We start from the raw sequence: 24,392 nt of genomic DNA, 5'->3' as shown, positions 1-24,392 counted from the left end.
ACGTGGTTACTCCGTACAAGCAGCGCACCACGGCAAGCACCGACCGTCCGCCGAGCCCACCCGGAGCGCCGCCCCGGACCCCTCCGGGGAGCTCCCCGGGAACGGGCTACCGGACCGCGTACGACACCTCCCCACCGCGAACGCCCTATGACACATCGGCGGAAGGCCGTGAGGACGAGCGGTCGATCGGCGACCTGATCGGCGCGATCGGTTCGGACCTGTCGCAGCTGGTACGCGACGAGATCGAGCTGGCCAAAGCGGAGATCAAGCAGGAGTCGACCAAGGCGGGCAAGGCCGTCGGCATGCTCGGCGGATCCGGCTACGCCGGCCACCTGGTCCTGCTGTTCGGCAGCCTGACCGCGGTCTTCGCCCTGGCCAATGTCATGGACCCGGCTTGGGCCGCACTGATCGTCACCGGGGTGTGGGCCGTCGTCGGCGCGGTGCTGTACGTCACCGGACGCAAGCGCCTGCGGGCCGTCCACCTCAAGCCGGAGCAGACCATGGAAACAGTGAAGGAGGATGCCCGATGGGCCCGACACCCGATGAGCTGAGGACGGACGTGGAGCACCGCCGCGCCCATCTGGCCCGCAACGTCGACCTGCTGACGGACAGGGTCACCCCTCGCAAGGTGGCGCGCCGCAAGGTCGGCGCGGCCCGGGGCCGGCTGAGCGGAGTGAAGGAGCGTGTGATGGGCACCGCCCGCGAGACCACCGGCAAGATGGCCGAGACCACGCAGGGCGTCGCGGACTCCGCCGGTCAGACCTCGGCGAGCATCGCCGAGACGGCGAAGGAAACGACCGACCGGCTCGGCGAAGCCGTGTCCCAGGCACCCGCCCAGGTCAGGCAGCAGACCCAGGGCAGCCCTCTCGCCGCCGGTCTGATCGCCTTCGGCGCCGGCATGCTGACGGCCGCGCTGCTGCCGACGACCGAGGCGGAGGAACGTGCCGGGCAGCAACTGCGGGAGCGGTCCGAGGAGTTGCTGGAGCCCGCGAAGCAGCAGGCTGTCCAGGCGGCTCAGGAGCTCAAGGAAGAGCTGCGAGAACCGGCCGCCGAAGCGGTGGACGCGGTGAAGTCCTCGGCGCAGAGCGCGGCTCGGACCACCATGGAAGAGACCCGAACGGCCGGACAGGAGACGGCCGAGGGCCTGCGCCAGGTGGGCAAGGACGCCACCGACGAGGTCCGTACGCAGACGGGCCGCCGCCAGGGACCGCCGACCACCTGAGGCGGGAGCCCGCCAAGCTCTCCCCGTTGGCGGCAGGGGCGCCCGTGCGCAGGCACGGGCGCCCCTGCCTCTTCCACTGTGAGCACGCCAGAGCCCGGCCCCTGACGCTTCCCGCGCGAATGAGAGACACAGCGATGAGTTCCGCCGTTCCGGAGAGTCTCATCAGCGTCGTCAGTGACCAACCACGGGAGGAACACGTGCCCCAGCTCTTGCGGGTCCAGAACTTCAGCGTCTCGAGCGACGGCATCGGCGCCGGTGAGGATCAGACTCTGGAGCGTCCGTTCGGACATGTCGATCCCGAGAGGCTGTTCGCCTGGGCCGGTGCCACGGCGAGCTGGCCCATGCGGACCGATCCCGGCGGGAGCCGCGGGCTCGACGACTACCTCACACGGGACTACGGACGCAACATCGGCGCCGAGATCATGGGTCGCAACAAGTTCGGGCCGCAGCGCGGGCCCTGGCGCGACCATGAGTGGCGCGGCTGGTGGGGGGACGAGCCCCCCTTCCGTACCCCGGTGTTCGTCATGACGCACCACCCGCGGCCGTCGATCACGCTCTCCGACACCACGTTCCACTTCGTCGACGCCGACCCGGCCTCGGTCCTCGAGCGGGCGCGCGAGGCGGCACAGGGCCAGGACGTCCGACTCGGCGGCGGGGTCACCACCATCCGGCAGTTCCTCGACGCCGGCCTCGTCGACACCCTGCATGTGGCGGTCTCACCGGTGAAGCTCGGGTCCGGACTGCGGCTCTGGGAGTCACCCGACGAGCTGCTCGACCGGTTCCACCTGGACGTCGTACCCAGCCCGAGCGGTGTCACGCACCACCTGTTCTGGCGGAAGTGAGCGGGAAGTGAGCGGAGGGGGCCGGGCCCCTGGGCCGGCCCCCGGCGGGCTGTGCGCCTCCCGGGGCCGCGCCCTGGCCGCGGAGCGGGTTTCTCGACGCCGCCGGTCGCGCCCACGGGCGGCGTGCCCCTCGGATGACCAGGTCGACGGGCGAGTGTCAGTGCCGGGTGCCAGGCTGAGGTGACTGCTGCTCTGCGAAAGGGAATCGCCGTGATCACCACCGACTTCGTCCCCGGCACGCCCTGTTGGCTGGACCTTGGCACTCCCGACGTCAAGGCCGCCGCGGCCTTCTACGGCGCGGTGCTGGGCTGGGAGTACGAGTCCATGGGGGAGGGGGAGGACATGGAAGGCGGGATGTTCCGGAAGGACGGCAAGACCGTCGCCGGACTGGGAAAGCTCACCGAGGCAGGCGCGCGTTCGGCCTGGATGATCTACTACTCCGTCACCGACGCGGATGCCACGACCCGCGTCGTGCAGAACGCGCGCGGCACGGTCCGGGTGGCGCCGATGGACCTGGACGAGTGGGGCCGGATGGCGCAGTACAGCGACCCGCTGGGGGGCCAGTTCGCCGTCTGGCAGCCGGGGACGAACAAGGGCGTCGACGTGGTGGACCAGCCGGGCTCGCTGTCCTGGACCGAGCTGTACACCAGTGACGCGGCGGCCGCGAAAGACTTCTACAGCCGGGTCTTCGGATGGCGGTTCAGCGACATGGAGCTGCCGGGCGGAGGGGGCACGTACTCCCTCATCACCCCCGCCGCCCTGCCCGAGGAGCGTATGCAGGGCGGCGTGATGGAGCTCGGCAGGGAGGACCTCGCGCTGACTAACGGGCGGCCGTACTGGCACCCGGTCTTCCACGTCACTGACTGCGACGCCGCCGTCGCCAAGGTCAGCGAGAACGGGGGCAGCGTCCAGATGGGGCCGGAGGACGCGGAAGGCGTGGGCCGCCTGGCCGTCTGCCTCGACCCGTCGAACGCGGACTTCGTGCTGCTCACCCCGGCCGAGAGCTGACCGTCCTTCGCCCGAGGGCCGGGCCGGTACGCGGCCCTGCGGTGCCGGCGTCGGGCGACCCGGGGTGCCCGCACGGCCGCTTCACGCGTGCCGTCCTGAGATCCTGGGCGCGCCCCGCATCGCGGAACGGTTCGCGGGCCTGACCAAGGAGGTCCCCGGCCTGGCGTCGGGGCAGGTCGAGCCGGGACCGCACTCGTGGCCCGAGGCGAGTTCTCGCTCGTCATCGTCGGACTCGTCGGCAGGATGCACAGCACGCTGGGCCCGCTGGTGACGGCGTACGTCTTCGTCCTCGCCCTCGCCGGCCCTCTCCTCACCCGCCTGGCCGGCGCCCTCCCCTTCCGGACCGGCCCGGTGCCCGGCGTACGCGGCGACGGGCCCCCCGGCACGGTGAACCCGTACGGGGGAAGACCGGGAAGTGTGAGCATGGATACCGAACGGGCAGAAGGGTCGCACGGCGCCCGGCGTGCAGGCCACCAGTGCCCGGGAGGAGGCGGGCTGCCATGATGCGCGCGGTGTGGAACGGCACGGTGATCGCGGAGGCGCCGCGCACGGTGGTGGTCGAGGGACACCACTACTTCCCGCCCGAGTCGCTGCGCCGCGAGTTCTTCGTCGGGAGCCGGACGACATCGCTGTGCTTCTGGAAGGGAATCGCCAGATATTACGACGTGAGCGTCGGCGGACGGTCGAATCCGGACGCGGCCTGGTACTACCCGAGGCCGAGCCCCCTGGCGCGAAGAATCAAGAACCATGTCGCGTTCTGGCAGGGCGTCGTGGTGGAGGGCACCCCGGAGCGGACGGGAAGCGGCGGGGCCGGGGCAGCGCCGTAGAAGGTGGCAGTGTCTGGCGGGATGCGGGCGGGGGCGCCACCGTAGGTCCGCAGCGGCCGGACGGACGGCTCGCCGACGTGGCGGCTTCCGGCCGGAGGGTGGGCGAGATCCCGGACGAGACGGTCCTCCTCGCCCGGTTCGCTTCCGGGGTCCGGTACTTGACCTGCGACGATATTCGATGGCGGCTGATACCGGGGTACGTGAGGATGCCCGCATGGACTCAGGTCAGCGTAGTGGTGAAGCAGCGGTAAGCCGGTGGACGCAGGCGACTGTCCACCCCGACATGTGGGTCGACCCGGACGACGACCCGCGCGAGACAGACGCCGAGATCGTCGATGAACGGGGCGCGCTGCTCGACGGCCTGCGTCACTACCGCCTCACGCTGGAAATGAAGTGCGCCGGCCTGGACGCCGAACAGATGGCCCGGCGCGCTGTGCCGCCGTCCACGATGTCCTTGCTCGGCCTGGTACGGCACATGGCGGAGGACGAACGTCACTTCCGCCGGTTGGCCGGCGAAGAGTCCCCCAGGATCTACCGCACCGCCGACGACCGCGACGGCGACTGGAACGGTGCGGTCGCCGACCCCGAGGTCGTGGAGGACGCCTGGAGCCGATGGCGGTCCGAGAGGGAACTGACCGACCGGTTCATAGCTCGCTTCGCCGACCTCGGCACCCCACCCGGTGGGGAAGCGCAGCTCCGCGACCTCCTCGTGATGCAGATCGCGGAGTACGCGCGGCACTCCGGCCATGCCGACCTCCTGCGCGAGCGGATCGACGGCCGGGTGGGGCAGTGATCACTGTGCCCGACGCGCCGATCAGGGCCGGGCGAGAGGGTGTTCGGGAGCGTCGGGAGCGTCGGGAGGGAGGCCGGTCCTGAGGGCCGGTGCTGAGGGTCGGTCGTGAGGGCCGGTGCTGAGGGTCGGTCGTGAGGGCTGGCCCCGCCGTCCGGGCATGTCGCGCCGCGAGAACGCACAACGACCTCTTGCCGACCGCGGAGTCGGAGTGATGCCGTCGCCGCTGCCGACCGTTGCTCCGGACCGGCCTGCGGCGGGTCAAAGCCGGCTTTCTATCTTCAACCTGCGTTGTTCCTAGAATGGCCAGGTGGAGGACATCGACGCGATCGCAATGTTGCAGGATCCGGTACGGCGCCGCCTGTACGAGTACGTGGCGGCACAGGGGCGCGAGGTCGGCCGCAACGAGGCCGCCGAGGCGACCGGGGTGGCGCGCACGCTCGCGGCGCATCATCTGGACAGGCTGGCCGAGGTCGGGCTGCTGGAGAGCGGTAGCCGCCGCCTGACGGGCCGCTCCGGGCCGGGGGCGGGCCGCCCCGCCAAGGTGTACACGCGGGCGCGGGGCGAGCGGTCGGTGTCGCTGCCCGCGCGCGACTACCGCACGGCCGCCGAGCTGCTCGCCGAGGCCGCCGAGCAGGCCGGGCTCGACGCGGGGCTCTGTGCGGCCGCGCGCCGACGTGGCGAGGCTCTGCGTGGCGAGGCGGCGGCCTGCGGAGGTCTCGCAGAGGCGATGGAGATGCTGACCGCCCGCGGCTACGAACCCCACCTGGAAGGCGTGGAGCGTCCGGAGCGCGCCGACGGCGTCGAAGAAGCTGACGAGGGGCCCGGGGCGGCCGCGCCCGTCGTACGTATGCGCAACTGCCCCTTCCATGCCGTCGCGGAACGCTTTCCGCCGCTCGTCTGCGGCATGAACCTCGCACTGCTGGAAGGGCTGCTCGGCACGGACGGTCCAGTCCGCGCTCGCATGGACGCCCGGCCGGGGGAGTGCTGCGTGGTGGTCGAAGCTTCTAAAAACAACGGTGATTGACATAGAAAAGAGAGTCGTGCTGGGATGAGGCCATGACCGCATCCGCGCATGGCGCTCACCTCGCCCAGCTCAACGTCGCCACACTCCGCTACCCCCTCGACGACCCGCGCGTGGCACCGTTCGTCGAGATGCTCGACCCGGTCAACGCCGCCGCCGACAACGCGCCCGGCTTCGTGTGGCGGCTCGTGGAGGAGGGGGCGGCCGACGCCACCGGGCTGCGCCCTGCGGGCGAAGACGTCATCGTCAACCTGTCGGTGTGGGAGACGCAGGAAGCTCTGTGGGACTTCGCCTACCGCAGCGGGCACCTGGAGGTGATGCGGAGGCGCCGCGAGTGGTTCGCACGGCACGTCGAGGCGCACATGGTGCTCTGGTGGGTCCCCGCCGGTCACCTCCCGACGGTCGAGGAGGCCCTGGAGCGGCTGGCCGACCTGCGGGTGCACGGGCCTTCTCCGCGGGCGTTCACCTTCGCCTCCCCCTACACCGCCGCCGAGGCCGCCCCGCACCTGCGGACGGTGCCGCCGACCCAGCCCGGCGCCCATGCCGCCGACGACCCACGGCGAACACCTGCCGACGACTCGGCGGCCGTCTGAAACAGGGGCGCTCGGCCCGGAGGCGGGCGCCCCCGGCCTCCCCGACCGAAGCGGGTGACCGGGTCGGCGTCATCGCCACCACCTGGGAGAGGCGCCTGAGATGGACCCCGACCCGCCGAGCGGATCGCTCAATGCCCGGACGGCCGGGTCAAGGCACGAGAGATCGCTCCCCTGACGAGGTCCGAGCGATCGGGCAGGTGCGTGGCGGTCCATGACGCAACCAGGTGAAGGAAGTCGGCGAGATCCCTCTCCGCCGCCGCCAGCAGGCGACGCAGTCCGACCCGTGACACCTCGATGCATGGACTCGCGTCCGCATCGCTGTCCACGGTCATGCGGATCGTCTCGCCGTGGCGTTCGGCGAAGGGCGAGGGGTCATGGCCGAAGCCGGCCCGGCCCACGCCGTCGAGGACCTCCCACCAGTCGTTCCGGTCCTCCAGCCCGTTGCAGCAGCCCGGCACCAGTACGGTCCCGGTCAGCGTGTCGGTCACCCGCAGCCCGCCCGCGGCGAAGAGCGGATTCATGGTCAGCAGTCCGTGGAGGAAGGAGCCGACGGCGTCGGCGGGGCGAGGCGGGCGGTCCTCATCGGGCTCGATGTCGTTGCAGGCGCCGAGGGCCATCACCGCGGTTCCCGTTTCGTCGTACGAGAGCGCGCCGCTGAGGGGGAGGAAGGTGTACGGCTCGACCATGGCCACCGGCCACAGGTCGAAGCCCGGCAGAGCCGGGATCTCGAGGACGGGCTGCATGGTGATCACCCACGGATGATGCACCACGGACCGCCCCTTCCGGAGGACGGAGACCTGCCCGCACGGGAAGCGCCTCCGGGGCGGGCCGGGGCGCTGCCGTCCCCCTGCTCGACAACAGCGAACTCACGGGTTCGGCGTTTCCTCATCCGCCCGGCGGAGCACATGCGCCAGTTCGACCCGGGAACGGACGCCCAGCCGGGCGAAGACGTTCCGCAGGTGGTGGTCGACCGTCCGCGGGCTGATGGAGAGCCGGTCCGCGATCTCCCTGTTGGTCGCGCCCTCCGCGGCGAACCGCGCGATGCGCTGCTGCTGCGGAGTCAAACCGTCCGCCGTGACGGGAGTGCGGGGACCGCCGACCGCTCCACCCGTGGCCCGCAGCTCCGCCCGGGCCTGGTCGGCCCAGATCCCGGCGGCCGCCCGCTCGAAGGTCACCAGGGCGTCGCTCAGCCGCGCACGGGCCTCCAGCGGGCGCCTGCGCCGCCGGAGCCATTTGCCGTACGACAGCAAGGTCCGGGCGCGCTCGAAATCGCTGCCGGACTCGTCGTGGCGGCGCATCGCCTCCCCGTACCAGTACGCGGCCTCCTCCGGCTTCTCCGGATCCGCCAGCACCGCCCGGCAGCGGGCCAGTTGGGCCGGCGCGTGCGGGTCCACCCCGCCGGCCGCCCAGACGGCGAACTCCTCCGCCACGGCCCGTGCCTCACCCGTCCGGCCCGCCGCTTCGGCCGCCTCGACGTAGCAGGGCACGGCGAGCATCCGCAGGGCGAAGTGCCCGCTCCGGGGTCCCGGTCCCACCAGTTGGGCGAGACGGGCCGACGCCTGTGCCGCGAGGCCCCGGGCCAGGTCGGCGCGGGCCAGAGCCCATTCCGCGAGGGTGATCGCCTGCGCGAGTCCGTGCGGCCGGGCACGTTCGAGGGCCTTCTCCGCGTGCTCCTCGACCGCGTCCGGGTGGCCGGTGACCGACGCGACGAGGGCGAGTACGGCGTGCTGATGGGCCGCCATGTTGCGCTGCCCCGTGAGCCGGGACGCCTGGAGGGCTTCGCGGGCGTGCGCCCCCGCGCGCGCGTGGCGGCCGGCGCGGAGTTCGGCGTAGGCCAGGTACTCCAGTACGCGCGGCAGCAGGGCCGTACGGTGCTCCGCCCTCACCACCGCCAGGGCGCGGCCGTGGACGCGGGCCGCCGACGCCATGTCCCCGAGCACCAGTGCGGCGGAACCGGCCCGTAGCAGAATCCTCGGGTCGTCGGCCTCCCCGTCACGCGCCACCACGCGCGCCAGCGGCGCACGCGCCTCGGGCAGCCGGACGGCGAGCGCGGCGCGCATGCCGTCGAGGAAGTCCCGGTCCGTTCCCGTCGAGTCGTCCCCGTCGCACGCCCCGGCCTCGGCGGCCCCAGGGGCGGAGCCGGAGCCCGAGCCGCCGGCTTGGGCTCCGGTGTCGGCTTCGGTGTCGGCTTCGGCGTCGCCGAGGGCGATCAGACAGGCCACGGGATCCCCTGCCGCCCAGGCGGCCTCCATGGCGAGGAGACGAGCGTCCGCGGCCTCGGCCGGTGCTTCGGCCTCGAGCAGCGCGGCCGCCAGGAGCAGCGCCTGGTGGGCGTCGGCGACCGGCCCGTCGGCGAGCGCGGTGAGCCCGCGCGCGAGTTCGGCACGACCCCGCACCACATCGGTGCGCGCGTGGACGCCGTCGGGGGCGCGGAAGCGGTCCGCCCGGTGCCGCAGACCGGGAAGCAGCGGGAACGCCTGGGCTGCGGTCGCCCGCCCCCTGCCGGTGCGGCCGTCGTTCGCGCCCGCGGCACGGGACGTGGGCACCGTCCTGCTCGCGGCGGTGGCGCGGTCGGGGCGGGCGTCCCGTTTCGGGCGCGGCGGCTCGGTCAGGCGGCCGGCGCGGCCGGGTGGAGCGTCCTGCCGATGGGGTACGGAACGGGGGTGCGGCGGCGGGGCGTCGTCCTGCGGCACGGTGAACAACGCGCGGGTCGAACGCCTCCACGCCACGGGCGTCGTGGCGAGCACGGCACGCCGCAGGAACGGGTCCGCGAAGCGGAGGGCCGTACGGGTTCCCCTGAGCAGACCGTCGGCGACCAGGCTGTCGAGCGCCTCGGGCGAGGTGCGGGCGGCGCGGGCGGCGGCGAGAACGGCGGAGGCATCGACGGCGCGTCCGCGCGGGTCCGAGCCCCAGGCTTCGAAGGCTGGCCCGTCCCCCTCCGGCCACCCGGGCATGTCCGACACAGGCACCTCGGACCCGGGCATGTCCGACGCGGGCACAGGCGCAGACATCTCCGACGTCGGCATCTCGGACGCGGGCATCTCGGACGTGGGCATCTCCGACGCAGGCATGTCCGACCTCGGCACCGACCTGGGCCCGTCCGGCACCGCACCGACCCACCATGAGCCGTCCGGCGCCGCCTCGTCCGCCCCAGGCCCCTGGACTCCCAGCCCTTCCGACCCCGGTCCGTCCGGCCCGTCCCAGGCCGGCCAGGTCCCTGCCGATGTCTCCCTCGCCAGTCCGGCGGCCCGCATCACGCCCGCGTCGAGTCCTTCCGGCGGGCCGTCGCCGGCCACGGCCACGAGGGCGAGCAGGCGCCTGCACTCCACGGGCAGGGAGTCGAGGAGTTTGCCGTAGACGTCACTCAGCACGCTCCCGTCGGTCAGCGAGCTCGGCAAGGGTTCCGCACCCGCGAGTTGGGCCCGGGACAGCCGCCGGGTCGCAGCGGCGAGGATGCCGGGGTGGCCCGCCGCCTCCCGGAGCAGCCGCTCGCGTACGGTCTCCGCGGCGGGGACCGGGCACAGGTCGTCCAGGAGCGCGCTCGCCCCGGCCGGGTCGAGGCGTTCGAGTCGCAGAACCGTCGCCCCCCGTACGGCCGGTGGGCGGTGATGGCGGGCGAACGAGACGATCCAGCCCACGCCCGGGAGGCCGCCCCCGGGCCTCCACACCGAGGCGAGAGCGGCACGGGAGTGGGCGTCCCACAGATGGTGGTCGTCGACGCAGAGCAGCAGGCGCCGTCCGGACGAGAGCCGGGAGAGCGCCTTCGCGAGGCCGTCCGGTCCCCGCGCGGCCCGCAGCGCGTGCCGTACCTCCGCGGGCGTGCTCCCGAAGGCGGACAGCAACGCCCGTACTCCGCTCCACGGGACGCGCTTCCCGGAGGGCGCGGGCACCAGATGCGCCGCGCCGTCGAAGTCCCGAACGGCGTGGGCGAGAAGCGCCGTGCGCCCCATGCCCGGGCTGCCGGTGATCAGGAGAACGCCGCCGGAACCCGCGTACACACGAGCCGACAGAGCGGCCACTGCGGCGAGTTCGGTTCTTCGGTCATGCAGCCGCGGAAAAGCGGCCGCGCCCGTCACTCCGCTCACGGGCGTTACGTTACTGCTCCGTAAGTTCCCACGGAAGGGTCTGCGCCGCGGTCGTCGGCAGCCCGGGGCCACAGCGCCGTGCGGGTACGACGCCGAGCGCCGGCCCCTCTGTTGGGACGCGGCCCAGGCGCGGGCGCCACCCCCTGTGAGCGTGCACAAGGGAGGGGCCCCGGCGCCCGGACGGACTCGATCCGGACGCCGGGGCCAGGGGCGGAACCCCGGACCGGAGACCACGGGAGCCGGGTCAGGAGCAGGAACCCTGCAGGCCAGCGCCCCAGGACCGGCCCTCGGGGCCCTGCCCCCGAGGGCCGGCCTCAGGGAACCCTGCCCCTGGACTCCGGCCCCCGTTTCCGGCCCTCAGGGTCTCGGCCCTCCGGCCCCGGACGGGTCAGGAGCCGTGCGGGCAGGTGCCGCGGTACTCCTCGATCGTCAGGCTCGGCCGCGGGATCGGGCAGAGGAACTGCTCGTAGCGGGTGTCGTTGTCGATGAAGCGCTTGAGCCAGGAGACGCTGTACTTCGCGATCGTCGTGTTGGACGTGTTCGGCGTGAAGTGACTGGCGTTGTTGAGCTCGAGGTACGCCTTGTCGAGGGAGCTCGGCAGGTTCTCGTAGAACGGCTCCGAGTGGGTGGAGACAGGCGCGACGGTGTCGCCGTCCGCGCCGATGACGAGCGTCGGCGTCGAGATCTCGGGCCAGGTCTTGTCCGTGTTCCAGCCGGTCAGCGGGATGGCTGCCTGCAGGGACGGCCGGCTCTTGGCCGCCTCCAGGCTGCCGCCGCCGCCCATCGAGTGCCCCATCACACCGAGTCGGGAGCTGTCGATGCGACCGCGGACCGCGCTGCGCTCGGTCAGGTAGTCGAGCGCGGCGAGGAGCTGCCGGCCCCGGCTCGCGGGCTGGTCCATCGTCGTGATGGTGTCGATGGTGAAGACGACGAAGCCCTGAGACGCCAGGCGCGGCCCGAGCCAGGCGATGGAGGACTGGCTCGCGGTGAAGCCGGGCGAGATCGCCACGGCCCCGAACGTGCCGTCGGCGGTCGACGTCGGGTAGTAGATGGTGCCACCGCCGAAGCCGGTGACGGCGAGGGAGGAGACGCTGGTCTCGGCGACGGAGTAGGGGCCGCGCAGTGCCTCGATGCTCGAGGTGGTGGGAGCGGGGCCCCTCTCGTACGGGTTGTCGGCTGCCTGGGCACCGGGCGCGGCGAGCGTGGTGAGACAGCAGACGGCGGCCGCGGCGGCTGCGGCGAAGTGTCGTTTCACGACGGAGTCGTCCTCTCGTGTCGTGTACGGCTCCGGCCGGTGGGTGGCCGTCGCGGAGCCGTGGAGTGACTGGTTGGGCCAATGTCCGGGCACCGGGCGATCGAGGCATCGGCAGAATCACCGGTTACGGACCGGTGGGCGGCACCCGCTCGGCCGAACTTCCGGCCGAAGGCGGAGAAGAGTCACTTTTCGGAGGCGCGAGTTCGCGGCGCGGAAGCAGAAGCGGGGTCGCCAGCAGCAGGACCCCGGCGACCGCGATGGCGGTGCGCGGGCTGGTGACGGTGGCGAGCAGCCCCCAGAGGGCCGTCAGAGCGGCGATGGCCACGTTGTTGCTGATCGACCAGGCGGCCAGGGCGCGGGCGGCCCGGTCGGGGTCGGTGTGGTCGAGCCGGTAAGTGGCGAGGACGGGGTTGAAGAGCCCGCAGCAGGTCACCAGTCCGAACTGCACGGCGATGACGAGGGCGATTCCCGGGACACCGGGCTCGACGAACGCCAGACCGAGAGGCCAGCACGCCCGCAGAGTCCCCGCGCCGAGCATCACCCGGTGATGGCCGAACCGCGCCACGAGCCGGTGCGCGAGGCGTGAGCCCAGGAGGCCGCCGATGCAGGGAGCCGCGAACACGAGACCGTACTGCCAGGGCGCGAACCCGAAGTGGTCCAGGAGGAGTACGGCGAGCAGCGGCTCGGACGCCAGGATCAGGCCGTTGACCGCGAGCGTGTTGAGGAACAGTGGGCGCAGGGCGGGGTGGGAGAGGATGTGGCGCCACCCTTCGAGCAGATCGCGGGCTCGCAGCCGAGGCGCACCGGTCCGCGCGGGGCGCGGTTCCGTCCCGCCGATGGTGCGGATGCCCAGGGCCGAGAGGAGGTGGCTCACCGCGTCGGCGACCAAGGTCGTCACCGGCCCGAACAGCCCGATCGCGGCCCCGCCGAGCGGGGGACCGACCATGGTCGCGGTCCATGTCGTGGCCTCGAAACGACTGTTCGCCACGAGCAGGTCCTCGCGCGGCACGAGCGCCTTCAGGTAGGCGCCGCCGGCCGCCCTGAAGGCGATGTCCGCCGCGGCGACGACGACGGAGACAACGAGAAGGTGGGTGAAGCCGAGCCGGCCGAGTGCGAACGCGGCGGGGATGCTCAACAACGCCGCGAACCGGGTGAGGTCCATCGCCATCATGACCGGCCGTTTACGGCGGAACTCCACCCACGGGCCGAGCGGCACCGCCACCACGGCCCCCACGGCCCGGCCCGTGGCGGCCAGCGCGGCCACCTGGGCGGGCCCGGAGTCCAGCACGAGGACCGCGATCAACGGGATCGCCCCGAACCCGAGCCCCGTCCCGTACGAGCTGACAGCGAACGCCGCCCACAACCAGCCGAACTGCCTTCCCAGCCTTCGCCGATTCCCCGGCGTCCGCCGCCTCCCTGGTTCCCGCCGCCCCGGTTCTCGTCTCCTCGGCGTCCGCCTCCTCGCCATGCCTCCACACCCCTCACCGACCGACCTGGACACCCTTCACACGCCGGCCCTCGGCATCCAAGCGAGGAACAGGTGTCCGGATCAAACAACCGATCCGCGAGGAGGGCACAACCAATCGTTGTACGGATAGGTTGACCGGCATGGATCTCGACGCTGTGCGCACTTTCGTGATCGTCGCGGACGCCGGGCGGTTCCAGGACGCCGCGGTCGAGTTGTCGATCACCCAACAGGCCGTCTCCAAGCGCATCGCCGCCCTGGAGAAGCGCCTCGGCGCACGGCTGTTCACCCGCACCGCGCGGGGAGCGAAGGTCACCATCGACGGACAGGCATTCCTGCCCCACGCGCGCGAACTCCTCCGCGCCGAAGAGCGGGCGATCAACTCCGTGCGCCCCGGCCGCCGCGCCTTGCGCGTCGACGTGATCGGTCGACGGCTCGCCCCGGCCGCGCTGTTACGGGACTTCCATCGCGCCCATCCCGAGGTCGAACTCGACGTCGTGACCCTCTTCGACGCCGACGCGGCCATCGACGCCGTACGGTCCGCCATGATCGACGCGACCTTCCGCGCCGTCACCACGCCCGACGGACGACTTCCCGCCGACATCCGGGTCGCCCGGGTCTTCGACGAGCCCGTCCAGCTCCTGACCGGCCCGGCCCACGAACTCGCCGCCGCCCGCGCGGTCACGCCCACCGAGCTCGTGGGACACCGGATCTGGATGCCCGGAATCGTTCCCGGAACCGAGTGGGCCGCCTACTACGAAGCCCTCGCCGCCGCGTTCGCCCTCACCATCGAGATCACCGGCCCCGACTTCGGCACCGAACCGCTGCTGGACACGATCGCCGATTCCCGAGCCCTGGCGACCCTCGTCGGCGAGCGGACCCGCCTCGTCTGGCCCGCCGACCACGGCCTTCGGCGCATCGCCGTGAAGGCTCCCACCCCGGTCTACCCGCATTCACTGCTGTGGCACGGCGACAACCCACACCCGACCCTCGCCGCCCTCCGCGACCACCTCTCCTCCGGGCGCCGCGAACATCCGGAAGCCGAGATCTGGACCCCGGCATGGGCCTGAAGCCCTGGCCTCGGCAGCGCCGCACCCCTGCGACGCCGTCATGGGATGTCAGTGGCGGGTGCCATGATCGCGTGCATGGGGAACTTCGAATGGGGGCCGCTGCTCAAGCGGTGGAGCGAGGAATGGCTGGACGCGGAGGAGCCGGAGGAGCTCCAGCAGCCGGCCGAGGACGTCGTGCGGCACCGCTGGCTGGGATTCGCCCCGGCCGGGCCGGCACGGATGGAGGCTCTTGAGGAGCGGGTCCGGGGCCTCGGGATAGAGGTGCCGCTGCCCCCGTCCCTGCGTTCCTTCCTCGAGACGACGGACGGGTGGCGCCATGCGGGTGTCTTCGTCCATCTGCTGGCCGGGACCGAGGACATCGGCTCCTACGGAGATCCGCACGGCCTGCAGCCGATGTACGAGGAGAGTCTGGGCGAGAACCCGCCCGCGGAGGACGTACTCCTGGCCGGCATGTGGGGCCGTTCGCTCCAGCTGTCGCTCGACTCGGACATGACGGACGTCCTGCTCGATCCGGGAGACGTGGGCGCCGACGGCGAGTGGGCGGTGTACGTCTATCACGGGTGGGGCGGGGAACTGCCGCGCCGTTACGCCTCGTTCCGCGCGTTCATGGAGGACATGTACAAGGACTTCTACCGCATGGGCGGCGGTCACTCCGGCTTCGAGAACGCCGTGACGCGGGCGCTCGATGCCAGAGTGGAGGAAGCGCGGCTGGCCTGCCTCAGAGGCGAGTTGGACGAAGCGCTCGCCGTTCTCGACGAAGCGGGGGAGTTCGGCAGACCACGGGCCGGGCTGCTGGCCGCACAGCTCCGGGCGCTGCTCGACATCGGGCGTGGCTGGGTGCCGGTCGATCCGCGCATGGACGACCCGCTGTACGCGGGTGAGGCGCTGCCCCTGAAGGTACGGAACCACCTTCGCGAACGACGCGATGACGACTCCTTCTTCTTCGGCCCCATGACCGAGGACTACGCGCAGGACCGGGAGCGGGCGAAGACCGTTCTGGACCGGATCAGGCAGCGCACGTACGAGTACACGTCGCCCGGCCCCTTCGGGCGCGCGGTCGAGGAGGCCAGGGAACTGGCGCGCTGGGGCGACACGGACGGGGCCTGGCGGCTGCTCGCGGCGATGATGCCGCAGTGGGAGCCGTACCGGGAGGACCATGTGGCCCCGTTCGGTCTGCTCGGGGACCCGCTGCTCGGGCCGGTCGTGACGCGAGAGCGGGGCCGGCAGTTGCTGTCCATACCCCGGGCCGGTCAGGCAACGGCGACGCCCATGCCCGTGCCCGCACCTGTGTCCGGTCCGGTGGCGCAGGAGGTGCGCGAGGGGCTCGGGTGGCTGACCCATGAGCATCGCAGGGGTGAACTGCCCCGGGACGCCTACCGGTTCGTCCTCGTGGAGGGCATAGGCCCCCGGGAGCTGGCGGAGCGGTTCGGCACGGGCCCGCTGGAACCTGTGGCGAGTGAGACCGATCTCTGGGATCTCCGGATCTCATGGCAGCGGGAGCGCCGCGGCGCCATGGCGCGTATCGGCGCCCAGGACGGTTGGAGCTTCGCCTTCGAATCGGCCCGCCACCTCGGCTTCGACCCCGCCCGTCTGACCCACCCCGGCACCGAGCTGTCCCACGGCACGCGCGCCCTCACGGTCTGGCAGGAGCCGGGCATGTTCCACTTCTCCTGCGCCGAGGACGGTGAGCAGCGGTACTCCTTCACGGTCCACGAGGCCGAGCGCCACCGGACGGGCACGCCCGCCGCCGCGCTCGACCTCGACCAGCTGTTCCCGGACCCCGCGGGGCCGGCCGGTGACCGGTCGGACGAGTGTCGCGCCCTGGACGCGATAGCGGCGACGTTCGGGGTGTCGCTGCCACGGTTCGCCCTGGACGACGGCAGATTGCCCACGCTGCCGACCCGGCCGTGGGTGAGGCCGCCGGGGCCGGGGGAGGCGTACGCGACGATCACGATCACGCCCGGGTAGAACCCAGGTTCAGCGGGCCGGTGTCACCCTTCGATCGAGGTCAGGACAGGGGCAGGCACACCACGAGCACACAGATTTCCGACGGCGAGGTCGAAGTGGGCGCGGTGCCCGCCTGCGGCGGCTCCGAGCCCGTGCTCCCGGCATCGCGGCCGGTGCCGGTGCCGGTGCTGTCCGTGGACCCGGGAGAAGCCTCTGCCGGCGTCGTCGTGCCGTCCGAGTCGTTCGCGCGGTCGAGGGGCGGCTGGGCGAGGGCGGGCGAGGAGTTCTTCGGCTGGGAGACCGAAGAGGCGTTCCTCCCAGGCGACGCGGCGGGGTCACCCTGGGTGCTCGGGGGTGTGGCGGGAAGGGCGTCCGTAGCGGCCTGTCGGCGGGGGGCGTCGGGCGCGGGCCGCTCGCCCTGAGGAGGGGGTCCGGAGGCGTGGGTGTGCGGCGGAATCGACGTGGTGCGGGCGTTCTGCGCCGGCTGTTCGTCGAGGGTGCCCATGCCCGGATCCTGCGGTGCCGTCGCCGCCTGCGCCCGGTCGCCGGCCTCCCGGTCCATCGCGCTCACGGTCAGGCCGCCGCCCACGAGTGCGACGGCGGTCGCGACCACGGCCCGGCGCTGGTTCTTCTTCCACCGGGCCCGCTGGCGGCGCCGTGCCGCCCGGCCCTCGGGCGCGATCGGCACCCCCTGGAGGTCGTCGGGCGTCTCGCTCGAAAGCGTCCCGTTCGCATGCGTCCTGACCGGCGTCTCGCCCTGAGGCCGGCCGTCGTGCCACAGGGCGGGGACGGAGGCCCTGTCTCCTCCCGCCTCATCCGTGGCCGTGGCCGTCACGATCGTGGCCGATGCCGAGACGAGGCGACCATCGGTGACGACGGGAGCGATGTCCGGGGCGTAGGCGCCGCATCCAGGGCATACGAGGGCGCCGTTGAGATGCCGACGGCACGAGGAGCAGTAGTCCATCTCGGGTCTTCCTGGGTTGACAGGCCGCCGACCCGGTGGGGCCACGGCTCGATCACGTTCGCAATCGGAATCACGCGGCCAGTCACGCTAACCAAGTTTTCGAAAGACTGTGCGCAGCCTGTGTGGTGCTCCTGTGGGGATCTCCTGGGCCCACGTCGCACGGCGAGGCAACATACGGTCGCCGAGCCACGTCCTTGAAGACGTGATGGAACTCTTCGACTTCCCCAGCTCCGACGACGAGGAAGCGGTCGCTCGCGGCCCGCTGTGGCGCCACGCCGTGTGGGTGGCGGCTGTCACCGCCCTTGGTGTGGGCCTGGGTTGGGCCACTTCCCTGTTCCGTATAGGACCGGAGCAGTACGGGCTGCCGTCCGCTGCGCCTGGAGCGGTCTGGCCCTACCTGTGTGCCTGGATCGCGACCGGCCTGGCGGTGGCGGCCGCACTGCGCGCCGCGGCTTGCCGGGTTCCCGTCTACGCACCGGGCCGGATCGCGGTCGTCCTCACCATGCTGGGCACTCGTCTCTCGCTGGGCTGGCGGCCCGAGGCTCTCGCGCTGGGCGCGTTGGTCGCGGCCGCAATGATGGCGACGGCTGTTTGGTGCGTACTCGCGCTCCGCTCCGGCGCGCGGCCTGAGGAGCGCACCTCCTGACAGGGGTGGCCGGGGCGCGTTCCACCCCAGCCGCGGGCGGGGTCATGCCGGCACCCTGGACTGCGCCGAAGGACAGGGTGCCCGGCTCGTCGAGCCCCCGCACGCCGACGGCTCCCATCCCGCGAAAGCGGGGAGGGAGCCGTCCGGGTGGTTCCGAGGCGTGTGCCTTCAGCGGGTCACGCGTGGCGGTGCGAGCGCCGGTTGCCCGTGACGAGACGGTAGAGGGCGAGCAGGATGACGGAACCGACGATCGCGGCGATCCAGGTGGAGAGGTCGAAGAACCCGTCGATGGAGTCGACCCCGAAGATCACCTTGCCGAGCCAGCCACCGAGCAGGCCGCCGACGATGCCGATGAGCATGGTGACGATGATGCCGCCGGGGTCCTTGCCCGGCATCAGAGCCTTGGCGATGGCACCGGCGAGCAGGCCGATGAGGATCCACGCGATGATGCCCATGGTGCGTCTCCACTTCGTCGTATAGAAGCTGTCTTCATTCAGCCTCTGCACCGATTGCGCCCGAACAAACGTCCCCAGCGGGCATCTCGCAGAAGCGGACAATCTTCCGTTCTCGCTTCAAGGGCCTCAGCCCCTGGCGAAGCGAGGTGCTGGAAGGCTCGGGCGTCCGATGGCTGATCCCGGCGTGAGCCCCGCGCATGAATCACTCCCCTCATGGGCAAGTACTTGCTAGTGTGGAAAGTGCATGCCGGGCAGGCAGGTACGGGAATGCTCGGCGCCCAGGGGGGAGGGGTTCGTCATGAGTGAACGGGTCGATGCGGCCGTGGCGTTGAAGGGCAGTGCACGGATCGAGGCGAGGGTACGGTCGCGAAGCGGGTGGTACACCGGCTACCTGGGGCTGTTCGCGCTGTGGCAACTCGTCCTGGTCCCCGCCGTACTGCTGTGGCACGGGCCGACGGGAACGGTCGTCAGCGCACTGGCGAACGCGCTCGTGATCACGGGGCTGTCCGTGTTCGCCGTGCGGCAGCCTGTCGTTCCGCGCGGTTACCGGGGCAAGCATCTGAGGGTGATCGGTGTCTGGGCGGCCGCCTACGTGGTGACGCTCGCGCTCGGCGTCACCGTGTTCGTGGACAACGTCGCCTTCGCGGCCGTCGCCGCCGTCGCCTGCGCGTTGCCCGCCGCCTTCGAGGCCCGGCGAGGGGTGCGCGGCATATGACGTCGGAAGCCGCGGCCGGTGCGGGACAGGGACCTCACCCACGCCACGCGCTCGCCCCCCTGCTGGCCTCGGCCGTGCGACTGTCGATCGTCGCGGCGCTGGCCGCGGTGGAGAGGGCCGAGTTCGCCTACGTACGGGACCTGGTGGAGATCACCGACTCCGCGTTGTCGAAGCAGGTCTCCCGCCTGGAGGAAGCCGGCTGGGTGACGGTCGAGAAGGGGCAGGTCGGGCGCCGCCCACGGACCTGGCTCCGGCTCACGGACGATGGCCTGGCCGCCTACCGGCGCCACATCGCCGCACTCACGGCCATCGCGGGCCCACTGGGTCCACCACCGGAGCGATGAACGCCCGCGAGCCATCGGCGAGCGGGGGAACCCGACCCGCGCGTTGAACGGGGCGCCGGGTGCGGTCCCGGGCGTTGCCAGGGGGAGGGCGATCCGTCCCGCGCCGGCTGGCGGCCGACGAAGTCGTCCCTGCCCCCACCCGGGAGCACAGTCGTCCGGTGCCTGGACGGGGGCGGGGGAGTCGCCCCCGTGCTCACCCGGGACGGGTATGTCGTGTCTCGCGCTGCCTGGGGCCAGCCAGACGTTCCGTGGCGCGACCCGGGGCGGGCATGTCGTTCCGCGCGCTGGCCGGAGGAGCGGCCCGGCATCCCGTGCGTTGACCCGAGGGCGGGGAAGTCGTTCCTTGCGCTGTCCGGAGGGCGACCCGACGCCCGGGAGTCGACGCCAGGGTCAGGCAGTCGTCCGCGCGCTGGCCAGGGGGGGGCGACCCGACGCGGCCTGCGCCGATCCTGCTGGGCGGACGAGACGCCCCGCGCTCCACCAGGGATCGGCAAGAAGCCCCCGCGTGGGTCCGCAAGACAGAGAAGTCGTGCTCCGCGCCGACCCAAGCGGCGCCGCAGCCGCCCCGCGTCCTGCGGGGGACGTCGGTCGGGCCTGAGCCGGCCCGATCCGGCTCCGTGCATACCGGGCCCCGGAGGGGATACCCGCACTGTGCGGACACCCGCGCACCCGAAGGGTGCCCGGAAGGAGACGATGACGGTGGCGACCTCGCAAGCGGTGTCCATACCGGCCGACGGCTCCGCGATCGCCGGTGACCTGGTCCTTCCTCCACAGTCCGGGACCGTGGTGCTCTTCGCCCATGGCAGTGGCAGCTCGCGCCACAGCCCCCGCAACAGGGCCGTGGCCGAGGCTCTGCAGGAAGCAGCCCTCGGCACCCTGCTCATGGACCTATTGACCCCACAGGAGGAGCGGGTGGACATGGTGACGGCCCAGCACCGGTTCGACATCGGGCTGCTGGGCCGGCGCCTGGTGTCCGCGATGGACTGGCTCGGTGAGCAGCCCGCCACCGCGGACCTGCCCCTGGGGCTCTTCGGCGCAAGCACCGGAGCCGCGGCCGCGCTCGTGGCCGCGGCCGAGCGACCAAACCGGGTGAGGTCCGTCGTGTCCCGCGGCGGCCGGCCCGATCTGGCGGGCGATGCCCTGGGGCGGGTCCGGGCACCGGTCCTCCTGATCGTCGGAGGCGATGACACGAACGTCCTGGGCATGAACCGCGAGGCCGCCGCGCTCCTGCGCGCGCCGCACCGGGTGCACGTGGTGCCCGGTGCCACGCATCTCTTCGAGGAGCCCGGAGCCCTGGAGGCGGTCGCCCGGGCGGCGCGTGACTGGTTCCTGAGTCCGGAAGGCGAGGAGGAAGGCGAGGAGGCGCCATGACGTCCTCCGTCGCGAGGACGGCGGTGTCCGCACCCACGCGGGAGATCAGGGACTCCGCGCTCCCTCTCCAGGACCGAAGGTCACTGGACCCCCTGATGGCGAGGATCGGTGAGGCCCGTTACGTACTACTGGGTGAGGCATCGCACGGCACCGCCGAGTACTACCGGTGGCGTGACCTGCTGACCCGCCGCCTCATCGAGGAGAAGGGTTTCTCCGTCGTGGCCGTCGAAGGGGATTGGCCGGACTGCCACGCGCTGCACCGCTCCGTCACGGCTGCCGACGGGGCGCCCGAAGATCCCGTCGAGGTGCTGGAGGGCTTCGACCGCTGGCCGGCATGGCTCTGGGCGAACACCGATGTCGCCCGGTTCAGCCGGTGGTTGCGACGGCACAACGTGTCCCTGCCACCCGAGCGGCGCGTCGGATTCTTCGGCCTGGACGTGTACAGCCTCTGGGAGTCGCTGCAGGCCGTACGCGACTACCTGGACGAACACGCCCCCGACGCGGTGGAACACGCGCTGGAGGCATACCGGTGCTTCGAGCCGTACGCGGAGGACCCGCAGTCCTATGCGAGAGCCACCCGGCTCGTACCGTCGGGCTGTGAACCGGAGGTCCTCGCCCTGCTCGTACGGCTGCGGCGCGTAGCCGAGGAGTCGGCCGCGGCCGACAGCGATGGCCTCGCCGAGTTCGCCGCGCGGCAGAACGCCGAGGTGGTCGTGGGCGCCGAGCGGTACTACCGGGCGATGCTGGACGGCGGGCCCGACGCGTGGAACATCCGCGACCGTCACATGGCCGACACCCTCGACCGGATCGTGGACCACCATGGTCCGCGCGCCAAGGCGGTGGTGTGGGAGCACAACACCCATGTGGGCGACGCCCGGGCCACCGACATGGCGGCGGCGGGCATGGTCAGCGTCGGGCAGCTCGTCCGGGAGCGGCACGCCGCCGCCGGCGTGGTCCTGGTCGGCTTCGGATCGTACGAAGGGACGGTGTTGGCCTCCGACCGTTGGGGAGGCCGCGCCCGTGTGATGGGGGTGCCGCCGGCGAGGACGGGGAGTCTCGAAGAACTGATGCACCGGGCGGCGCTGCCCGGCGACGCGGGCCTGTTCGTGTTCGAGGCCGATGGCGGGGACCGCCTGTTCCGTAATGATCGCGGGGTCCGCCGGCTCCGGGACGATCGTCAGGGCCGCCGACCGCGCGACGGACACGAGGACCGCCGGCTGCGGGACGAACACGACCACCGTGCCATCGGCGTCGTCTACCACCCCGAGCGGGAGAAGTGGGGCAACTACGTGCCGACCGTTCTCGGCGAGCGTTACGACGCCTTCTGTTTCCTGGACCGGACCACCGCCCTGAGTCCACTGCCCACCGGTCCGATGCCCACCGGTCCGGTCGGCACGGGCGAGGCGGAGACCTGGCCCACCGGTCTGTGAACCCGTTTCCAAGGAGGACCCTCATGCGCTTCTACGACCACCGTCAGGCCGGTGAGGAACTCGCCCTCCGGCTCCTCGAACGGGTGGGTGACGGCGACCTCACCGACCCGGTCGTCCTGGCGCTGCCGCGCGGAGGAGTGCCCGTCGCCGCGGAGGTCGCCAGGGCGCTCAAGGCGCCGCTGGACGTACTGGTGGCGCGCAAGATCGGCGCGCCCGGCACTCCGGAAGTGGGTATCGGGGCGATCGCGGGCGAGGACCCACCGGTTTTCGACGCGCGGGCTCTGCGCATGCTCGGGCTGACCGAGGTGGATCTCGCCGCCGATGTGGCACGCGAGCGGACCGAGCTGCACCGGCGCGAACATCTGTACCGGGACGGGCGCCCCGCGCTCGACGTCGAGGGCCGGGCGGTGATCCTGGTCGACGACGGGCTCGCGACGGGTGTCACCGCGCGGGCCGCGCTGCGTCTTCTGCGATCGCGCCGTCCGGCCCGCCTGATCCTGGCCGTGCCGGTCTGCGCTCCGGAGGCGGCGGAGGAGCTCCGGAGGGAGGCCGACGACCTCGTGTGCCTGCACGGGCCGAGTTCGTTCCGGTCGGTGGGGGAGTGGTACGAGGAGTTCGCGCAGGTCTCCGACAACGAGGTGATCTCCACCTTGCGCCGCCCCGACGTGGCGCCCGAGCAGGCGGAGGCACGGCCCGAAGGAGGCCGGCCGAGGCCCTGAACCACGCCCGCAGCCGGAGCGGACCCAGGGTGATGCAGTCCGGGCTGCGCGGCACCGCGAGTGGCGGCGGCGACGCGGCGCCGTTTCGTACCGGAGCACCGGGGCAGGCGCCGTGCATCGCATCGGAGGTGAACCATGCCAGGACGCGAAGAGCTTCCTTCGACGCTGGAGCGCTCACCCGAGGACGCCCAGCGCACCTGGATCAAGGCCCATGACTCGGCTGTGGACCAGTACGGGGAGGGCGAGCGCGCGCACCGGGTCGCCTTCAGCGCGCTCAAGCACAAGTACGAGAAGGTCGCGGACCACTGGGAGCGTAAGGAACACGGCCGCAAGGGCCCCTCGGACGCGCGTGCCGCGACGCCCCGGGAACGGCCGGCCGCGAGTGGTGAAGGCGTCGACGAGCAGGCCAGCAAACAGCATCTGTACGACCTGGCCCAGCGCATGGACATCAGCGGCCGGTCGAAGATGAGCAGATCGCAACTGCTGGAAGCGATCCGCAAGGAGAACCGCTCCCGGACGCGCAAGGCGCGTTCCTGACGGACGACGGCTACTTCGGGCGGGCGCGCCGACAGCATGACGCCCGACAGCGTGACGCCGGACAGCGTGACGCCCGAGGCTTGACGCCCCGACCGTCACCCGGTGGCGCGCCAGCCAGGGATCGTCGGCAGCACCTTCTCCGCGACGCGCAGGAGAGCCGCGTCGTCCGGCCAGCCGCCGTCCTCGCGCCAGATGGCCAGGTCGAAGGAGCCACCGTTGTCCTTCGGGTCCGAGGCCACGCTGAGGGCGCGGGCCGGGACGCCGGGACCGCCGCGCGCGTCGCTTCCGTCCAGGCGGAAGCTGATGCTGAGCGTGCGCTCCGAGTAGAGGACCGCCGGGCGGCCCAGAACCGTTCGCTCCTGCGCACCGGGCTCCATGAAGACGACGGAATCGGCCACCGGGAGATGGCCCGAGGAGGCCGACAGCGTCACGGTGTAGGTCCCCAACTCGACTTGCGCCGACGGTGTGACGATCTCCTTGCCGCCGACCGGCTTGAAGGTGCTGCTACTGCCGTTGGCGCTCTTCGCGGACTCGCCCGGGGTCCCCAGGAGTGCGCCGAGGTCGGGTCGGTGCAGCGCCTCGCACAACTGCGTCCCGGAGACGCCTGTCTTCCCCGTCTCCGCCGGTGGCGTCTCGGGTTCGCCGCCGTCGCAGGTGACCGGCCGCGGACCGCTCACCGGTGAGGACGAATCCGGGAACATCCAGGCCCCGGCAGCGAGAGCCGCCACCAGCACGACGGCCCAGATGGCCTGCCCCCAGGCGCCCGCGCCCTTCGGTAGCGCGTCGATGTCGTGTGCCATGTCCCCCGCCTGCGATGATCCCCCACCCGTGCTCGGGGACCCTAACCCCGTGATCATCCAGCGGACAAGCAGGTTTACTGCCCCGGTCGAACCGGTCACCAGCTGTTATGCCGCCACCTCTTCGCCGCGGGACCCTGATCGAGGCCCCTGATCTGGTTCCCTGCCGGGTTCGTTCCCTGCTCCTCATGACCTAGCTGTATTGATCACGAGCGTTGTTGACAGTCGCAGGTCTTGATCATGGCGAAGACCTCCGGTGTGGTGGAGGTGTCTAGGACTACACCGC

Annotated in this window: 24 protein-coding genes; 17 read left to right on the top strand and 7 right to left on the bottom strand. The window is 72.2% G+C overall.

The features are described from left to right. Positions 1-2 precede the first annotated feature (2 nt). From ACZ4VW_RS07965 to ACZ4VW_RS07930, 8 genes are all read left to right on the top strand, one after another. Complete coding sequence (locus tag ACZ4VW_RS07965) at positions 3-551, top strand: phage holin family protein (RefSeq protein WP_467959669.1); 549 nt, start codon at positions 3-5, stop codon at positions 549-551. Further along, a complete protein-coding gene (locus ACZ4VW_RS07960; RefSeq protein ID WP_467959667.1) occupies positions 527-1,222 on the top strand; it encodes a DUF3618 domain-containing protein in 696 nt (231 codons plus the stop codon). Before ACZ4VW_RS07965 ends, ACZ4VW_RS07960 begins: the two co-directional genes overlap by 25 nt. Before the next feature lie 197 nt (positions 1,223-1,419). Then, positions 1,420-2,064, top strand: a complete 645-nt coding sequence (locus tag ACZ4VW_RS07955; RefSeq protein ID WP_467959665.1) for a dihydrofolate reductase family protein — start codon at positions 1,420-1,422, stop codon at positions 2,062-2,064. Positions 2,065-2,274: 210 nt separating this feature from the next. Continuing rightward, positions 2,275-3,072 (top strand): VOC family protein, encoded by a 798-nt coding sequence (locus ACZ4VW_RS07950; protein ID WP_467959663.1) that lies wholly within the window; start codon positions 2,275-2,277, stop codon positions 3,070-3,072. A gap of 500 nt (positions 3,073-3,572) precedes the next feature. Further along, positions 3,573-3,899: a DUF427 domain-containing protein gene (locus ACZ4VW_RS07945; protein WP_467959661.1), complete on the top strand. Its 327-nt coding sequence runs from the start codon at positions 3,573-3,575 to the stop codon at positions 3,897-3,899. A gap of 283 nt (positions 3,900-4,182) precedes the next feature. Next, positions 4,183-4,692 (top strand): DinB family protein, encoded by a 510-nt coding sequence (locus ACZ4VW_RS07940; RefSeq protein WP_467959659.1) that lies wholly within the window; start codon positions 4,183-4,185, stop codon positions 4,690-4,692. Positions 4,693-4,999: 307 nt separating this feature from the next. Then, complete coding sequence (locus tag ACZ4VW_RS07935) at positions 5,000-5,716, top strand: helix-turn-helix transcriptional regulator (protein ID WP_467959657.1); 717 nt, start codon at positions 5,000-5,002, stop codon at positions 5,714-5,716. Positions 5,717-5,748: 32 nt separating this feature from the next. Further along, positions 5,749-6,306 carry a DUF3291 domain-containing protein gene (locus tag ACZ4VW_RS07930; RefSeq protein WP_467959655.1) on the top strand — a complete coding sequence of 186 codons (558 nt, stop codon included), beginning with the start codon at positions 5,749-5,751 and terminating at the stop codon, positions 6,304-6,306. A 128-nt stretch (positions 6,307-6,434) separates the two neighbouring features. Here ACZ4VW_RS07930 and ACZ4VW_RS07925 read toward each other — a convergent pair whose 3' ends face one another. From ACZ4VW_RS07925 to ACZ4VW_RS07910, 4 genes are all read right to left on the bottom strand, one after another. Next, complete coding sequence (locus ACZ4VW_RS07925; protein ID WP_467960782.1) at positions 6,435-7,049, bottom strand: hypothetical protein; 615 nt, start codon at positions 7,047-7,049, stop codon at positions 6,435-6,437. A gap of 123 nt (positions 7,050-7,172) precedes the next feature. After that, entirely contained in the window at positions 7,173-10,391 is a 3,219-nt protein-coding gene (locus tag ACZ4VW_RS07920; RefSeq protein WP_467959653.1) for a helix-turn-helix transcriptional regulator, read from the bottom strand. 388 nt (positions 10,392-10,779) lie between these two features. Then, entirely contained in the window at positions 10,780-11,646 is an 867-nt protein-coding gene (gene bdeA, locus ACZ4VW_RS07915) for a bis(hydroxyethyl) terephthalate hydrolase (RefSeq protein ID WP_467959651.1), read from the bottom strand. A gap of 124 nt (positions 11,647-11,770) precedes the next feature. After that, entirely contained in the window at positions 11,771-13,114 is a 1,344-nt protein-coding gene (locus ACZ4VW_RS07910) for an MFS transporter (protein ID WP_467959649.1), read from the bottom strand. Positions 13,115-13,254: 140 nt separating this feature from the next. Here ACZ4VW_RS07910 and ACZ4VW_RS07905 point away from each other — a divergent pair, with 140 nt between their 5' ends. Together ACZ4VW_RS07905 and ACZ4VW_RS07900 are read left to right on the top strand one after the other, a co-directional pair. Then, positions 13,255-14,181 carry a LysR family transcriptional regulator gene (locus ACZ4VW_RS07905; protein ID WP_467959647.1) on the top strand — a complete coding sequence of 309 codons (927 nt, stop codon included), beginning with the start codon at positions 13,255-13,257 and terminating at the stop codon, positions 14,179-14,181. A 75-nt stretch (positions 14,182-14,256) separates the two neighbouring features. Continuing rightward, a complete protein-coding gene (locus ACZ4VW_RS07900; RefSeq protein ID WP_467959645.1) occupies positions 14,257-16,149 on the top strand; it encodes an SMI1/KNR4 family protein in 1,893 nt (630 codons plus the stop codon). Positions 16,150-16,189: 40 nt separating this feature from the next. Here the strand turns inward: ACZ4VW_RS07900 and ACZ4VW_RS07895 are convergent, their stop codons facing one another. Next, positions 16,190-17,092 (bottom strand): SCO2400 family protein, encoded by a 903-nt coding sequence (locus ACZ4VW_RS07895; RefSeq protein WP_467959643.1) that lies wholly within the window; start codon positions 17,090-17,092, stop codon positions 16,190-16,192. A 205-nt stretch (positions 17,093-17,297) separates the two neighbouring features. Between ACZ4VW_RS07895 and ACZ4VW_RS07890 the strand changes: the two genes are divergently transcribed. Next, positions 17,298-17,738 (top strand): hypothetical protein, encoded by a 441-nt coding sequence (locus ACZ4VW_RS07890; protein WP_467959641.1) that lies wholly within the window; start codon positions 17,298-17,300, stop codon positions 17,736-17,738. A 176-nt stretch (positions 17,739-17,914) separates the two neighbouring features. On the opposite strand, the gene ACZ4VW_RS07885 is transcribed toward ACZ4VW_RS07890, so the two are convergent. Next, positions 17,915-18,193 (bottom strand): GlsB/YeaQ/YmgE family stress response membrane protein, encoded by a 279-nt coding sequence (locus ACZ4VW_RS07885; protein WP_467959639.1) that lies wholly within the window; start codon positions 18,191-18,193, stop codon positions 17,915-17,917. 298 nt (positions 18,194-18,491) lie between these two features. On the opposite strand from ACZ4VW_RS07885, the gene ACZ4VW_RS07880 reads away from it, so the two are divergent. From ACZ4VW_RS07880 to ACZ4VW_RS07855, 6 genes are all read left to right on the top strand, one after another. After that, positions 18,492-18,908 carry a hypothetical protein gene (locus tag ACZ4VW_RS07880; RefSeq protein WP_467959637.1) on the top strand — a complete coding sequence of 139 codons (417 nt, stop codon included), beginning with the start codon at positions 18,492-18,494 and terminating at the stop codon, positions 18,906-18,908. Next, the gene (locus tag ACZ4VW_RS07875; RefSeq protein WP_467959635.1) at positions 18,905-19,252 is read left to right on the top strand and encodes a winged helix-turn-helix domain-containing protein; all 348 of its coding nucleotides are present in this window, start codon (positions 18,905-18,907) and stop codon (positions 19,250-19,252) included. The genes ACZ4VW_RS07880 and ACZ4VW_RS07875 overlap by 4 nt, the downstream gene beginning before the upstream one ends. A gap of 693 nt (positions 19,253-19,945) precedes the next feature. Further along, entirely contained in the window at positions 19,946-20,623 is a 678-nt protein-coding gene (locus ACZ4VW_RS07870) for a dienelactone hydrolase family protein (protein ID WP_467959633.1), read from the top strand. Beyond that, complete coding sequence (locus ACZ4VW_RS07865; RefSeq protein ID WP_467959631.1) at positions 20,620-22,053, top strand: erythromycin esterase family protein; 1,434 nt, start codon at positions 20,620-20,622, stop codon at positions 22,051-22,053. Before ACZ4VW_RS07870 ends, ACZ4VW_RS07865 begins: the two co-directional genes overlap by 4 nt. Before the next feature lie 23 nt (positions 22,054-22,076). Continuing rightward, positions 22,077-22,772, top strand: a complete 696-nt coding sequence (locus ACZ4VW_RS07860) for a phosphoribosyltransferase (protein WP_467959629.1) — start codon at positions 22,077-22,079, stop codon at positions 22,770-22,772. Positions 22,773-22,907: 135 nt separating this feature from the next. Next, the gene (locus ACZ4VW_RS07855; protein ID WP_467959627.1) at positions 22,908-23,309 is read left to right on the top strand and encodes a ChaB family protein; all 402 of its coding nucleotides are present in this window, start codon (positions 22,908-22,910) and stop codon (positions 23,307-23,309) included. Between the two features lie 95 nt (positions 23,310-23,404). Here ACZ4VW_RS07855 and ACZ4VW_RS07850 read toward each other — a convergent pair whose 3' ends face one another. Further along, positions 23,405-24,109 carry a DUF6215 domain-containing protein gene (locus ACZ4VW_RS07850; protein ID WP_467959625.1) on the bottom strand — a complete coding sequence of 235 codons (705 nt, stop codon included), beginning with the start codon at positions 24,107-24,109 and terminating at the stop codon, positions 23,405-23,407. Between the last annotated feature and the right edge of the window lie 283 nt (positions 24,110-24,392).

This window comes from Streptomyces sp. NPDC029139 (genome assembly GCF_055564335.1).
The sequence above is the reverse complement of the archived record's forward strand: the minus strand, read 5'-3'. Positions and strand labels throughout refer to the sequence as shown.

Coding starts and splice junctions, on each gene's coding strand:
- ACZ4VW_RS07860 (WP_467959629.1), top strand. CDS start 22,077: ATGCGCTTCTACGACCACCGTCAGGCCGGTGAGGAACTCGCCCTCCGG.
- ACZ4VW_RS07880 (WP_467959637.1), top strand. CDS start 18,492: ATGAGTGAACGGGTCGATGCGGCCGTGGCGTTGAAGGGCAGTGCACGG.
- ACZ4VW_RS07960 (WP_467959667.1), top strand. CDS start 527: ATGGGCCCGACACCCGATGAGCTGAGGACGGACGTGGAGCACCGCCGC.
- ACZ4VW_RS07945 (WP_467959661.1), top strand. CDS start 3,573: ATGATGCGCGCGGTGTGGAACGGCACGGTGATCGCGGAGGCGCCGCGC.
- ACZ4VW_RS07875 (WP_467959635.1), top strand. CDS start 18,905: ATGACGTCGGAAGCCGCGGCCGGTGCGGGACAGGGACCTCACCCACGC.
- ACZ4VW_RS07910 (WP_467959649.1), bottom strand. CDS start 13,114: ATGGCGAGGAGGCGGACGCCGAGGAGACGAGAACCGGGGCGGCGGGAA.
- ACZ4VW_RS07870 (WP_467959633.1), top strand. CDS start 19,946: ATGACGGTGGCGACCTCGCAAGCGGTGTCCATACCGGCCGACGGCTCC.
- ACZ4VW_RS07855 (WP_467959627.1), top strand. CDS start 22,908: ATGCCAGGACGCGAAGAGCTTCCTTCGACGCTGGAGCGCTCACCCGAG.
- ACZ4VW_RS07895 (WP_467959643.1), bottom strand. CDS start 17,092: ATGGACTACTGCTCCTCGTGCCGTCGGCATCTCAACGGCGCCCTCGTA.
- ACZ4VW_RS07905 (WP_467959647.1), top strand. CDS start 13,255: ATGGATCTCGACGCTGTGCGCACTTTCGTGATCGTCGCGGACGCCGGG.
- ACZ4VW_RS07885 (WP_467959639.1), bottom strand. CDS start 18,193: ATGGGCATCATCGCGTGGATCCTCATCGGCCTGCTCGCCGGTGCCATC.
- ACZ4VW_RS07900 (WP_467959645.1), top strand. CDS start 14,257: ATGGGGAACTTCGAATGGGGGCCGCTGCTCAAGCGGTGGAGCGAGGAA.
- ACZ4VW_RS07940 (WP_467959659.1), top strand. CDS start 4,183: ATGTGGGTCGACCCGGACGACGACCCGCGCGAGACAGACGCCGAGATC.
- ACZ4VW_RS07890 (WP_467959641.1), top strand. CDS start 17,298: ATGGAACTCTTCGACTTCCCCAGCTCCGACGACGAGGAAGCGGTCGCT.
- ACZ4VW_RS07925 (WP_467960782.1), bottom strand. CDS start 7,049: ATGCAGCCCGTCCTCGAGATCCCGGCTCTGCCGGGCTTCGACCTGTGG.
- ACZ4VW_RS07850 (WP_467959625.1), bottom strand. CDS start 24,109: ATGGCACACGACATCGACGCGCTACCGAAGGGCGCGGGCGCCTGGGGG.
- ACZ4VW_RS07930 (WP_467959655.1), top strand. CDS start 5,749: ATGACCGCATCCGCGCATGGCGCTCACCTCGCCCAGCTCAACGTCGCC.
- ACZ4VW_RS07865 (WP_467959631.1), top strand. CDS start 20,620: ATGACGTCCTCCGTCGCGAGGACGGCGGTGTCCGCACCCACGCGGGAG.